A 13,324-nucleotide genomic window follows, 5' to 3' on the forward strand; every position below is an offset into this window, starting at 1 on the left:
GGCCGGTGTCACCGCAGGGCGGACGATGGCGATCCCAGCGCATCCGGTCCTGGGGACCACCCCCGACGCGGAGCCGGCGCGGCCCCCGCGACCGGCCCGCCGGCGCCTGCTCGTGCCGGTCCTGGTGGCCGTCCTGCTGACCCAGATGGCCGTCGCGATGGTCACCGCTGCGGTACGGCAGACCCCGACCATCGACGAGCCGGTGTACGTCGCCACGGCGGCCGGCTACCTGCGCGAGCACCGGGTGCGGCTCAACCCGGAGCACCCGCCCCTCGGCAAACTCGTGGTGGCCGCCGGCGTGGCCTTCGCCCGCCCGCACCTCGACCCGTCGTTCACCGGCACGCAGGAGGCGGCGGGCCGCCACCTCCTCTACGAGTCCGGCAACGACCCCTGGCGGCTGATGCTGTGGGCCCGGCTGCCGGTGATCGCGCTGACCCTGCTGTTCGGCCTGGTGGTGTTCGCCTTCACGCGTGACCTCGCCGGGCCGGCGCCCGCGCTGACGGCACTGGCCCTGTACGCCCTCTCCCCCGACGTCGTCGCGCACGGCTCGCTGGCGACGCTCGACGTCCCGGCGGCGGGCTTCCTGCTGACCTCGGTGTGGCTGCTGTGGCGGGCCCGCGACGGCAGCGCCCGCCGCTTCCTGCCGCTCGCCGGGGCAGCGCTCGGCGCGGGGCTCGCCACCAAGATGAGCACGCTGCCCGCGGTCCCCGTGCTGGCGGCCCTGGCGGCGCTGTCGGTGTGCGCCGGGCGGCCCCTCGACGCCCGGCGTGCGCTGCGGGCGGCGGGAGTGGTGACGGTGACCGCCGTCGCCGTGGTCTGGGCCGCGTATCTCGCGGTCGATCCGCTGCTGCGCTGGGATCCCGGGGCGACCCATGTGCCCGTCGTGCACGGCCTGCACGGGCACCTCGTCCGGATGCTGCCCTTCCCCGAGGCGTACCGGGACGGCATGCGGATCCAGTTCGGTCTGGAGAACCGGTCGTGGCAGGGCTTCCTGTTCGGGCACCGGTACTCGGGCGCCCGCTGGTACTACCTGCCGGTCGCCCTGGTCGTGAAGACCCCGCTCGGCATGCTCGCCCTGTGGACGGCCGGGGCGGTCGCGACGGTCGCGCTGCGACGGCTGCGGCCCGCGGCGCCGTACGTGCTGGTCCCGGCCGCCGTGCTGCTGGCCTCGGCCATGACCGGGGCACGGGACCTGGGCACCCGGTACGCCGTCTTCCTGCCGATGTTCCTCGCGGTGGCCGCGGGGTGCGTCCTGGCGGTGCGCCGGCGGTGGGCCCCCGTGGTGGTGGGGGCGCTGACGGTGTTCGTCGCCGTCAGCTCGCTGCGGACGTACCCCTGCTACCTGCCCTACTCCAACGAGGCGTTCGGCGGACCGGCCAGGACGCATCTGCTGCTGCACGACTCCAACGTGGACTGGGGCCAGGACCTCGGACGGCTGGCGGACCGGCTGCACGGCCGCTACCGGGGCGAGCGGGTGTGGCTCGTGTACAAGGGCAGCGGGGTGCCCGCCTACTACGGCATCGAGGCCTCCGACCCGAGGCGGGTGCCGCCGGAGCAGGTGCACGGGCTGCTGGTGGTGTCGGACTCCGCGGTCGCCGAGGGCAGGGACGGGCTGGACGTGCTGCTGCGCTCCGGCCGGCCGGTCGACGAGGTCGGCGACTCGATCACGCTGTACCGGCGGTAATCCACGATCACCGGGTGCGCGAGGGGCGTCTTCGCCCACCCTGTCCGACACGGTCCCTGAAGTATGTTGAGCCCGTGGAAGACAAAGGAGGCGCACCGGTGCCATCGCCGCAACAGGCACGCGCACAGGCATCCGCGATCACCTCGGGCAGAAGCGGTCCGGAGACGGAGGTGTCCCCGACCTCCCGGCTCAGGGCGCTCTTCGACGGACCCCATCTGTCCCCGGGGCAACGGCGCATCGCCCAGTATCTGATCGAACACATCACCGAGGCGGCGTTCCTGTCGATCACCGACCTCGCGGACCGCGTCGGGGTAAGCCAGCCCTCGGTGACCCGGTTCGCCGCGGCGGTCGGCTTCAGCGGGTACCCCGCGCTGCGGGAGAGGCTCCAGTCGATCGCGCTGGGCGCCCTGGCCGGCGGTCCGGCGGCGGCCGAGGAGAACCGGAGCAACGAGCTCCAGGCGGCGGTCGAGGCGGAGATCGAGAACCTGGAGAACCTGCGGCGCGACTTCGCCGACCCGGACCGGGTCATCGACGTGGGCCGCAAACTGTCTCAGTCGACGCCGCTGACCATCCTGGGGCTGCGGATCTCCGTCTCGCTCGCCGAGTACTTCGCCTACGCCGCCCGCCGGGTCCACCCGGACGTACGGCTGGTGACCCGGGGCGGCAGCGTCGCCTACGACGCGCTCCTGCAGTCCCGGGAGGCGGGCGGGACCTGGGTGCTGGCGTTCTCGATGCCGAGGCACGCGCAGGAGACGCTGACCGCCGTACGGGTCGCGCGCAGTGCCGGTCTCAAGGTCGCCCTGATCACCGACCTGGCACTGGGGCCGGTGGCCGACGAGGCCGACGCCACCTTCGCCACCGGCACCGGGTCCCGCCTGGTCTTCGACTCCTACGCCGCTCCCGGCGTGATGGCCGCGGCGCTGCTCCAGGCCATGACCGACGCGGGCCCCGAACGCACCCAGGCGCGGCTCGAGGAGTACGAGCAGATCGCCGAGCAGCACCAGTTCTTCCTGCGTGAGTGACCGGCCTCCCGAAGGCCACCCCCCTCCCCCGCACGACACAGAGGGATCATTGCGGGCATTTCGCGCATGAATGTTTTCATACGTCTTGCAAAGAGGTCGGCATATATAAATACTGCTCACGGCCGCATCCGCCCGCCAAGGGCTCATATACGGGCACCCGAAGCCGCCGTCCCCTACCCGCGTCGGCGCCCAGGGTGTTCGGGGCATCGCTTGCGCGAGCGCCCGTGGCGGCCCCGGTCTTCCCCTGGGCCGGGGCCGCCCCGAACCGTCGGACCACCGTCACGACGCCAACACCGGAAGCGATGATCATGACCCTGACGACGACGCGCATCAGTTCGGACTGGCCGTGCCAGGTCAAGACTCCCGGCAGCTACGACTGGGAGCGCTCGGCGGCCAAGTGGCTGCGCGAGCTGGTGCCCGCGCGCTACGCGAGCTACCCGGCGCTGCTGCGCCACCCGGTGCTGCTCGCCCGTCACGCGCAGATCCAGGTCCAGAACGAGGTCCGGGTGGCCCGCACCGCCCTCCAGACCGCCCGCGCCGACCTGCCCCGACTGGGCCTGCCCGAGTCCGTCATCGAGCACACGATCAAGATGTACGCGGCCGAGGTCATGCAGTTGCAGCACATCGCCCGCAGCGTCCGGGCGGTCACCCAGGCCCTGGCCGAGCAGACCCCCGGACGCTGAGACGGAAGATCCGTCCGGCGCCCCCCGGACGGGTATCACGCCTGGCGGGAGCGTTGCCACAAGACCCGGATCGAAGTCACCCCGATGTGCCATGCTCAAGGCGTGACGAGCGAACCCGCCCTGCCCGCACACTCCGGCGACGCGCCCGACGTGGCGGCGCTGACCCGGGTCGTGGCGCGCCAGCGCGCGGAGCTGGACCGGCTGCAGGATCTGGCGGCCACCGCGGCCGTGCTGGAGCGGGCCAAGGGCGCGGTGATGGCCCGGCTCGGCTGCTCGCCGGACGCCGCGCAGGAGGAGCTTCAGCAGCGGGCCAAGGCCGGGGAGCGGACGCTGCTGGAGGAATGCTGGATCAGCCTCGGCGCACTCTCCGGCCGGCCGCACGACGTCGCCGGGCCGACTCCGGCCGAAGCCCCCGCGCGCGGGATCACGCCCGGGCCCGCCCCCGACGAAATCGACGCCGCGGCCCTCGGCCGCCTGAGCCGGGCCCTGGTCCGGGTCGGCACCCCGCACGATCTCGCCCGGTGCCTGCTGGACCGGCTCACCGCGGACGTGGGAGCGGGCGCGGTGATGATCTTCGCCCGGCGGCCGGGCGGCTGGCTGGAGCTCACCGGGCACGCCGGCATCGACCGGACGCTGGCCGAACAGTGGAGCCGGGTGCCGCCGGTCAGCGGGATCGCCGCACTGGACGCCCTCACCGCCGGGAAGCCCCGCTGGCTGGAGAACCTCCCGGAGGACGCCCACCGGTACCAGCTGATCGGGGACCCGCCCGAGCGGTGGCCGTCCCGGGCCTGGCTGCCGGTGGTGACCGGCGAGTCGGCCGACGTCGTGCTCGGGATCCTGCGCCACCGCGAGGGCGGCTTCCCGCCCCCGGTACGCGAACACCTGCTGGCCGTCGCCCAGTTGTGCGCGGGCCCGCTGCGCACGTTCGGCACCCGGCCGCACCCCGCCGCCGGTGAGACCGCCGACGCCGTGCAGACGGTGCTCGACCGGCTGCCCGTCGCGGCCGTGCTCCTCGCCCCGCTGCGCTCGGCGTCGGGGGACGTCGAGGACTTCCGCGTCGACGCCGCGACCAGCGTGACATCCGACGCCGTGGGCCGCAGCGGGCGCGAGCTGGTCGGCCTGCGCTTCCTGGAGTGCTGGCCGGAGATCGCCCGCGATCCGCTGTGGGAGGGGTGCCTGAAGGTCCTGGCCGACGAACGGCCGTACGAGAGCGAGCCGTTCGCCCGGCAGCAGATGGTCTCCGGGGTCAGTGAGCTGGCCACCTACTCGGCACGGGTGATGCGGTTGGGCGACGGACTGGTCGTCAGCTGGGTCCGGCACGATCCGTCCGACCGGCAGGAACAGCGGCTCGCGGACGTGCAGCGGCTGGGCAACCTCGGCTGGGTCACCTGGAACCTGGACACGGGCGAGGGGAACTGGTCCTCCCAGGTCTTCAGCATCTTCGAGCGCGACGCCGCGCAGGGTGTCGTCCCGCTCTCCGGGCTGCCGCGCCTCGCCGCCCCCGAGGACCTGCCGACGCTCGCCCGCGCCGTCGGCGAGCTGGTGCGGCACGGGCGGCCGTGCGACGTGCCGTTCCGGATCGCCGCCCAGGCCGGTGTCCGGCATCTGCGGGTGGTCGCCGAGGCCGTCTCGGACGCCCACGGCACCCCCGTCGAGGTGCACGGCTTCGTACAGGACCTCACCGCGCAGCGCAGCGCCGAACTCGCCCTCGTCGCGAGCGAGCGGGCCATGCTCACCCAGCACGGAATGCTCGAGGCCGAGCGTCTGGTGGCCGCCCGGCTGCAGGACGCGCTGCTGCCCCTGCCGAAGGAGCCCGTCCGGCTGGCCGGGCTGCGCGTGGACATCGCCTACCTGCCCGCGCAGTCGGGCCTCAGCGTCGGCGGCGACTGGTTCAGCGCCATCGAACTGCCCGACGGCGACGCCCTGTTCGTGGTCGGTGACGTGGCCGGGCACGGGATGGGCGCCGTGGCCTCGATGGCGCTGCTGCGGTTCACCGCCAAGGGCATGGTCATCACGGGCTCGTCGCTGACCGGAGCCCTCAGCCGCCTCAACGCCCTGCTGCTGCACTCCCGCGACGCGCACGGCTCGGCCACCATGGCGCTGGCCCGCTACAGCCCGCGCGGACGGCGGCTGGAGTGGGCGCAGGCCGGCCACATGCCGCCGTTGCTGGTGCGCGCCGGTGAGGCGCGCTACCTCGAGCGCCCCTTCGGGATGCTGCTCGGCGCGACCGACGCGCCGCGCTACGAGGCGGCGGAGGTCCGTCTGGAGCCCGGCGACCAGATCCTGCTCTACACCGACGGTCTGGTGGAGCGGCCCTCGGAGAGCATCGACCGCGGCCTGGAGCGACTGGCCGGGGCCGCCACACCCCGGGCCGGGGCCGCGCCCGCTTCGCTGGACCAGTTGCTCGGCGCGACGCTGGAACCCGAGGGACGGGACGACGTGTGCGTGCTCGACATCAGGGTGCCGGCGGACGCCGGGCGGTAGGACGGCTCAGTCGTCGCGGTGCCGCCAGTACCACAGCGCCCCGACGACGACGGCGAGCAGGAACACGACGGGCAGCACCAGACCCGGGACGCGGGACACGTTCATACGGACGGCTTTCGGCTCGGCGGGCCGAGGTGCCGAACGCGCGCCGGCCCGCCGTCCATGGTGACACGCGGCACACCGCCCGGCCGGGGCCTGTTTCCGAGGCTTTACCCGGTCATCCGCCGGCCGAGCCGGTACGGGACTCCAGATCGCGGCGGGTGTCGTCGCCGTAGACGCCGCTCTCGTCGCCGCGGATGCCGTACCAGAGCTGGAACCGTGCCACGGCCTCGGTGAGGACGGTGTCGTACCGGCCGTCGGTGGGGCCGTCGGCGTACACGTCCGGGATGCGCAGCAGGCGCTGCTGGAGGTCGCTCACCTCGGCGCCGCTGTCCCCCTCGCGCAGGGTGCCGGCGCCGTCGGGGTCGACGGACTCGGGGGCGGTGGCGGTGTCGGCCGGCGAAGGGGTGGCCGCCGCCGGCGGGGGTGTCTGCGCGGCGGCCTCGCCGCCCCGGCCCGGCAGCAGCAGCGCGCCGGCGAAGCCGACGAGGGCCGCCGCGCACACGCCGACCGTGATGGCGCCGCGTCGCACCCCCGCACCGGACCCGGTGCGGGCGCGGGCCCGCGCACCGCCCGCCGCCGGTGCGGCCCGCGATCCGCTCCGCTCCCGCGCCGCACGGTCGCGGCTGCCCGGGCCGTCGCCGCCGGGCAGCGGCCGGGGGCCGCCGCGCTCACTCGCCCAGTCCCGGCCGCCGCGTGGCGTCGGCGTGGTCGTGGGCATCCGCGTGGCCGTGGTCGCCCCGAGGGGCTCCGGTGGCGAGAGCGGCGGGAGCTCCTCCGTCTCCGCCTCGTCCACAGCCTGCGGCTCGGGCCGCAGGGGTATCGACTCGTAGGCGTCAGGGTCCTGGGTCAGTTCGGTCATCTCGCGGAACAGTTCCGCGAGGGCGTCGGTGTTGCGCGGCCGCAGGACCCGGATGGGTTCCAGGACCGGGCGTTCGTGCGGCTTTCCGGGTTCGTCCGGTGTCGGCACGCTCGTCTCCTCCCGTGGGTCCCCCAGGAGAGATACGGGCGGACCGGCGGACGGGTTCAGCCGGCGAGGAAACGGTGCAGGGACCTGATCGTCGCGGCGACGAAGGAGTCCTGTCCGGCCTCGTCCAGCGCGTCGAGGGAGAGATACGGGTTGAGGTCCTCCAGCTCGACCAGCAGCAGTTCGCCGTCGGGGGCACGGCAGGCGTCGACGCGCTGGATGCCGTGCGCGAGGCCGTTCCAGTCGATGAAACGCCGGGCGAACTCCAGGTCCCGCACGGTGGGCCGGTAGGGCTCCAGCTGCCAGCGGCGGTCGGGATGCGGTGCGTACAGGGCGTACTGGAAGTCGTGGTCGATGTAGGTGAAGGACACCTCGTAGGCGAAGTCGACGCACGGCTGGACCAGCACCGATCCGTCGGCCAGGGCGGGGAGCGCGTCGGGCGGGAGGATCCGCAGGCCTATGGAGTCGGCGCCGAGCTTGGGCTTGACGACGTACCGCTCGGCCGCGGGCAGCCGGTGCAGGTCCTCGGGTCGGTCGACGGTGGGGATGACGGGGTGGCCCGCGGCGCTCAGGTCGAGGAGGTACTGCTTGCCGGCCATGTCGGCGCGGCCGGTGAGCGGGTTATAGACGCGTACGCCGTCGTGGAGCGCGCGCTCCCGGAACGCTTCGTACTCCTTCCGATAGCCCAGGACCGGGCCGCTGTTGCGGACGACGACGCCGTCGAAGGAGTGCATCAGGGCGGCGGCGTCCAGCGGGTGGCACAGGGCCAGGTCGAACTCCGCGCGCAGCCGGGAGGTGAGGAAGACGTCCTCGTCGCAGTAGCGGCGTCCGCGCGCCTGGTAGGCCAGGTCAGTGACGTAGAGGAGACGGGGGCGGGCGGCGGACATGCGGTCTCCTGAGGGCGGTCGAACGGTGCGGAAAGGTTACGTCAGACGGTGTGCGGGCGGTCCGGGGCGGGTCCGCGGCGGCCGGAGGGACGGCAGCGGCCCCCGGGACTCCCGAGGGACGGCGGGCGCGCGGGTCGTACGATGACAGGACCGTCGTTTTTCTCCCGAAGGGCTCGTCGACTCCCGTGACCACCGCAACACTGCTCGACGGCAAGGCCGCCGCGGCCGACATCAAGACCGAACTCGCCCTCCGCGTCGATGCGTTGAAGGAGCGCGGCATCCATCCGGGGCTGGGCACGATCCTCGTGGGCGACGACGCGGGCAGCCGTTCCTACGTCGGCGGCAAGCACCGCGACTGCGCGCAGGTCGGCATCGCCTCGATCCGCGTGGAACTCCCCGCCGACGCCTCCCAGGCCGACGTCGAGGCCGCCGTGCTGCGGCTCAACGCCGATCCGGCGTGCACCGGCTTCATCGTGCAGCTCCCGCTCCCGGCCCATATCGACACCCATGCCGTGCTGGAGCTGATCGACCCGGTCAAGGACGCCGACGGACTCCACCCGACCAACCTCGGCCGGCTGGTGCTGGGCATCCCGGCCCCGCTGCCCTGCACCCCGCGCGGCATCATCGACCTGCTGCGGCGCAACCGGGTGGAGATCACCGGGCAGCAGTTCTGCGTCATCGGCTGCGGTGTCACGGTGGGCAGGCCGCTGGGCCTGATGCTGACGCGCTCCACCGAGCACGCCACCGTGACCCTGTGCCACGAGGCCACCCAGGACACGGCCGCGCACGCCCGCGAGGCGGACGTGGTGGTGGCCGCGGCCGGAGTGGCCCACCTGGTCAGGCCCGACTGGATCAAGCCGGGCGCGACGGTGCTGTCCGTCGGTCTGACGCGCACGGTCGAGGGCATCCTCGGCGACGTCCACCCCGACGTGAGCGATGTCGCCGGGTCCTTCTCGCCGCCGGTCGGCGGTGTCGGGCCGATGACGCGGGCGATGCTGCTGACCAACGTGGTCGAGGCCGCCGAGCGGATGTGACCTCGGCACCCGGCGCCGGGCACTCGGTTCCCCGACGGAGGGAACTGAGTGCCATCGGCGCCGATCAGGTGTTACGTTCGCGTCCATGAGCGCCACTCACAAGGCGGAGGCCAAACCGCCCATGCGGGACGCCCTGGTCGCGGCGGCCTTCCGGCTGTTCCTGGAGCGGGGCTACGAGCAGACCACCGTCGACGACATCGTTGCCCTCGCGGGCGTCGGCCGGCGGTCCTTCTTCCGCTACTTCCCCTCCAAGGAGGACGTGGTCTTCCCGGACCACGAGCGGTGCCTCGCCGACATGACGGCCTTCCTCGCCGCGAGCGGAGCGGAGCACGAGCCGGTGCGCCGCGTCTGTGACGCCGCCCGGCTCGTCCTGCTGATGTACGCCGAGAACCCTTCCTTCTCCGTCCAGCGCTACCGGCTCACCAAGCAGGTGCCCGGGCTGCGGGCGTACGAACTGTCGGTCGTCTGGCGTTACGAACGCGCCCTCGCCGACTACCTCCGGGACCGCTTCACCGGCCGGCCCGACGGCAACCTGCAGGCCGACGTGATCGCGGCCGCGGTGGTCGCCGCGCACAACAACGCCCTGCGCTCCTGGCTGCGTTCGGCCGGACAGGGCGACGCGAGCACGACCGTGGACCACGCGCTGGGGTACGTGCAGTCGGCGTTCGGCACACCCTCCGCCGCCCCGGCGTCCACGACCCCCACGGCCCGCCCCGCGTTCTCGCCTCTCCCGCCGCTCCCGTCTCTCCCGTCTCTCCCGTCTCTCCCGATGCCGCCCGCCGACGAGGTGCCGGACGATGTCGTCGTGGTGGTCTGCCGGCGCGGGGCACCGCTGTGGCGTGTGGTGCAGGAGATCGAGACGACCCTCGGACGGGACTGAACCCCTCGGCACCCCCGCCGGACCACCGCCGAACGCCCGCCGAACCCCCTCAAGATTGTGGGTACGCAGTGCCTTTACGAGTGGCACTGAGTGCCATACGCTGTGGGCGTGCACGGTGGCACGGCTGACCGGGCACGTGCGTGCACGGGTGGGCCGGGCACGTGGATTCCGGCCGAGTGCAGGGAGTTGACCCGCGTGTACCACTACTCAGGAAACGCCGTACAGCAGGCCGCCGGCTCCGCGGCGGGCGTCCTCGACCGCGCGGACACCGACGGCGACACGATCCTCTTCCAGCGCTGCACCTGGTGCGGCACCGCCATGTACCACCGGCTGCTGTGCCCGGTGTGTCAGGGCAGCGACCTGCGCACTGAGCGCAGCGAGGGCTCCGGCACGGTCCGCCACGCCACGGTGGTGAACCGCAACACCCCCGCCGCCCGCAATGTCTCCCTGGTCGAGATGGCCGAGGGGTTCGTCGTACGCGGCCGGGTCATGGGCCCGCTCATCGGCATCCACAGCGGTGACCGCGTCAGGCTGTCCACGGTCAAGGACCCGGTACGCGGCGAGCCGGTGTTCCAGCTCCTCGACGAGCCGTACCGGGCCTGGCACTAGAACCCTCGCGTCACCCGGGCCGAGTCCGGACAGCGGATCCCCGCTGTCCGGATCTTTGCGCTGCGCCGACCTGATTCCTGGTCACAGGCAACCCACAGAGGTGCTTTCGCTTCCTTCGGGGCGCGAGGGGCTCCCGATACGGACGGGGTCCCCGCGCTCCGAATGTTGAGGAGTGGACCTTGATCCGTGCCCGGCGAATAGGTGTCACCGCCGTGGCCGCGCTCGCGGCCCTGGCGGGAACACCGGGACTGGCACAAGCCCGACAGCCGTCCGAGACAAGACCGTCGACCACCACCACCGACAGCCCGTTGCCACAGGGATGGCAGGTCGGCGGGGAGGGCGCCGCGCGTGCCCTGGTCTGGCGGTCGCCCACGCCCGTGCCCCTGGGCGACGCCCGCGTGGAGTTCCGCTCGGGCGACCGACTGCTCGGGACACCGAGGACGGAGCGGGACGGCCGCACGTTCCGGCTCTCCCTCGCCGACGCGGGCGACGCCCCGTTGACGGACCTGCGGGTACTGGCCGGCGGACGCCGTCTGGACGCCGCCGCCGACAACTCCGCCCCCGGTGGACGGCGTTCCCGCACCGCCGAGCAGCCCCCGGCCCAGCCCCCTGCCCCGGCTCCGGCTCCGGCGAACTCCGTCGACCCCGGCAGGCCGGGCGCGTACCGCACGGTGAGCGGCGAGTACGACCTCGCCCCGGTGAAGCTGCCGGGGTTCGCGCAACCGGTGGAGATGAAAGCCGTCGTGGTGGCACCGAAGGGGGCCACCGGCAAGCGGCCCTTCGCGCTGTTCCTGCACGGCCGGCACACCACCTGCTACCGGCCGGGCAGCGACGACTTCGACATCTCCTGGCCCTGCCCGGCCGGCATGAAGTCGATCCCGAGCCACCAGGGCTACCGCGAGGACCAGAAGCTCCTCGCCTCGCAGGGCTACGTCACGGTGTCGATCTCCGCGAACGGCATCAACGGCCAGGACGGCGAGGCCGAGGACGGAGGTGCGCAGGCGCGCTCCTCGCTGGTGCGCCGGCACCTCGCCATGTGGGCCGACTGGGCCGCGCACCCGGGCCACGCCCCGGCGTCGGTGCCCGACGCGACGAAGGCCGACCTCTCCCGTGTCCTGCTCGTGGGCCACTCGCGGGGCGGCGAGGGCGTCAACCGCGCCGCCCTGGACAGCCTGTACCCGCCGCCCGCCGCGCAGGACGGCTACCGGGGCCCGGTCCGCTGGAAGATCCGGGGAACCGTTCTCGTCGGACCGACCGTCTTCGGCCAGAATCCCGTCGCCGACGTCCCGTCCGCGACCATCCTGCCCGGCTGCGACGGCGACGTCGCCGATCTCGAGGGCGAGACGTACCTCGACGGGACGCGCGGCATCAGCAACGGCAGGGCCCTGCACAGCGCGGTCTACATGGTCGGCGCCAACCACAACTTCTTCAACACCGAGTGGACGCCGGGCAAGGCCGTGGCTCCCTCCTTCGACGACTTCTGGGAGGACCCGGACGCGCAGCAGCCCGACCCGGTCTGCTCCACCGGTGCCCCCACCCGGCTGACCGCCGACCAGCAGCACCGGGCCGGCGCGACCTACATCGCCGCCGCGGCCCGGCTGTTCGTCGCCGGTGACGACCGGGTGCGCCCGCTGCTCGACGGCACCGGGAAGCGCGCGCCCTCCGCCGACCCGGCCCGCGTCCTGACGCACGCGGTCGGCGCCCGCCGTACGGGCGGCTTCGTGCCCGACGGCGGCGTCGAGGTGACCGGCGGCCGGGTGTGCTGGGCGGACCCCGACCCGGCCAGGGCGTGTCTGGCCGCCGACGCCACGGGGAGGTCACCGCACTTCGGCTGGTGGGATCTGGAGAAGGACTCCGGCAAGAGCGCGGTCGCGCTGAAGTGGTCCGCGCCGGGCACACCGACGACGATCCGTTCCCTCGCTCCCGTCTCCCTCTCCGGTGCCGAGAGCCTCGCGCTGCGGGTCTTCGTGCCGCCGAACACCACCGGCACCGAGCTGGCCGTCTCCGTCACGGACACGTCCGGCCGTCGCGCCTCGCTCGGCCGGGTCACGGTCGACGGCCTGCCGGGCTCCGACCGCACCGCCTCGTACTGGGCCCGCGAGCTGCGTGTCCCGCTGACCGCGGCCACGCGCGCCGGCCTCGATCTCCGGCACGTCAGGTCTCTTGCGCTGACTCCGCGTTCGGGGTCCGGGCAGGCGTGGTTCATGGACGCCTGGGGCTGGGCCCCCGGCACACCGGCGGTCAGGGCGGCGGCGCTGCCGCGGGTCGACATCGGCCGGATCACGGCCAAGGAGGGCGACTCCGGCACCCGCACCTATCACGTCCCGGTCCAGGTGTCCGGGCACGGCAGCGGCCGGGTCCGCTTCTACGTCGTCGACCCGGAGACGCTCGAGGCCACGGAGAAGGTGGTCACGGTCCGGCCCGGCAGCACGCCGATCGACGTGCCGATCGAGGTGAAGGGCGACACCCGCTTCGCCTACGACGTGACACAGGACCTTCTCGTGAAGGCCGTGCGCGGTGCGGTCGTCGGCTCCTACCGGGGCGGGGTCACGGTGCAGAACGACGACCCGGCGCCGAACGTGACCCTGGCGCCGGTCGCCGACCGGGTGACCGAGGGCGAGTCGCTGAGCTGGCGGATCACCCTCTCGGAGACCGCCGACGTGGACTTCTGGCAGCCGGTCCGGGTGCTGCCGGTCACCGGGGGCGCCGAGCTGTCCACCAAGGACGTGGACCCGCAGTGGCTGCTCGACCACTCCGGTGACGTGCCCGACCCTGAGCGCCCGCTGTCGGACGCGAACCTGTGGGTCTGGCTGAACATCCGGGCCGGGACCACCGAAACCGACTTCACCGTGCCCACGGTGAAGGACCCGGTGGCGGAGCCGGCCGAGTCGATGCGTCTCGCGCTGACCGACGACAACGCCGATCCGCTGCCGGACAAGCCGGTGCAGACGGGGACGGTCGTGGACGCGCCGTAG

At 73.5% G+C, this 13,324-nt stretch carries 10 protein-coding genes; 8 read left to right on the top strand and 2 right to left on the bottom strand.

Annotated elements, in window-relative coordinates; translation table 11 throughout:
* Positions 1–25: 25 nt before the first annotated feature.
* The 4 genes from ASD48_RS25085 (at position 26) to ASD48_RS25100 (ending at position 5,873) form a co-directional block, all read left to right on the top strand.
* Positions 26–1,684 (top strand): phospholipid carrier-dependent glycosyltransferase, encoded by a 1,659-nt coding sequence (locus ASD48_RS25085; protein WP_057604343.1) that lies wholly within the window; start codon positions 26–28, stop codon positions 1,682–1,684.
* Positions 1,685–1,782: 98 nt separating this feature from the next.
* Complete coding sequence (locus ASD48_RS25090; RefSeq protein ID WP_057603972.1) at positions 1,783–2,706, top strand: MurR/RpiR family transcriptional regulator; 924 nt, start codon at positions 1,783–1,785, stop codon at positions 2,704–2,706.
* A gap of 302 nt (positions 2,707–3,008) precedes the next feature.
* Positions 3,009–3,389, top strand: a complete 381-nt coding sequence (locus ASD48_RS25095) for a hypothetical protein (RefSeq protein ID WP_199875952.1) — start codon at positions 3,009–3,011, stop codon at positions 3,387–3,389.
* Positions 3,390–3,491: 102 nt separating this feature from the next.
* Positions 3,492–5,873: a SpoIIE family protein phosphatase gene (locus ASD48_RS25100; protein WP_057603973.1), complete on the top strand. Its 2,382-nt coding sequence runs from the start codon at positions 3,492–3,494 to the stop codon at positions 5,871–5,873.
* A gap of 217 nt (positions 5,874–6,090) precedes the next feature.
* On the opposite strand, the gene ASD48_RS43655 is transcribed toward ASD48_RS25100, so the two are convergent.
* A complete protein-coding gene (locus ASD48_RS43655) occupies positions 6,091–6,942 on the bottom strand; it encodes a peptidoglycan-binding domain-containing protein (RefSeq protein ID WP_057603974.1) in 852 nt (283 codons plus the stop codon).
* A gap of 56 nt (positions 6,943–6,998) precedes the next feature.
* Positions 6,999–7,826 carry a hypothetical protein gene (locus tag ASD48_RS25110; protein ID WP_057603975.1) on the bottom strand — a complete coding sequence of 276 codons (828 nt, stop codon included), beginning with the start codon at positions 7,824–7,826 and terminating at the stop codon, positions 6,999–7,001.
* A 185-nt stretch (positions 7,827–8,011) separates the two neighbouring features.
* Between ASD48_RS25110 and ASD48_RS25115 the strand changes: the two genes are divergently transcribed.
* From ASD48_RS25115 to ASD48_RS25130, 4 genes are all read left to right on the top strand, one after another.
* The gene (locus ASD48_RS25115) at positions 8,012–8,860 is read left to right on the top strand and encodes a bifunctional methylenetetrahydrofolate dehydrogenase/methenyltetrahydrofolate cyclohydrolase (protein WP_057603976.1); all 849 of its coding nucleotides are present in this window, start codon (positions 8,012–8,014) and stop codon (positions 8,858–8,860) included.
* 121 nt (positions 8,861–8,981) lie between these two features.
* Positions 8,982–9,740 carry a TetR family transcriptional regulator gene (locus tag ASD48_RS25120; RefSeq protein WP_199875972.1) on the top strand — a complete coding sequence of 253 codons (759 nt, stop codon included), beginning with the start codon at positions 8,982–8,984 and terminating at the stop codon, positions 9,738–9,740.
* A 195-nt stretch (positions 9,741–9,935) separates the two neighbouring features.
* Positions 9,936–10,349 carry a zinc ribbon domain-containing protein gene (locus tag ASD48_RS25125; protein WP_057603978.1) on the top strand — a complete coding sequence of 138 codons (414 nt, stop codon included), beginning with the start codon at positions 9,936–9,938 and terminating at the stop codon, positions 10,347–10,349.
* A 179-nt stretch (positions 10,350–10,528) separates the two neighbouring features.
* Positions 10,529–13,324, top strand: a complete 2,796-nt coding sequence (locus tag ASD48_RS25130; protein ID WP_057603979.1) for a hypothetical protein — start codon at positions 10,529–10,531, stop codon at positions 13,322–13,324.

The sequence above is a fragment of the Streptomyces sp. Root1310 genome, from assembly GCF_001426425.1.
GTDB lineage: Bacteria > Actinomycetota > Actinomycetes > Streptomycetales > Streptomycetaceae > Streptomyces.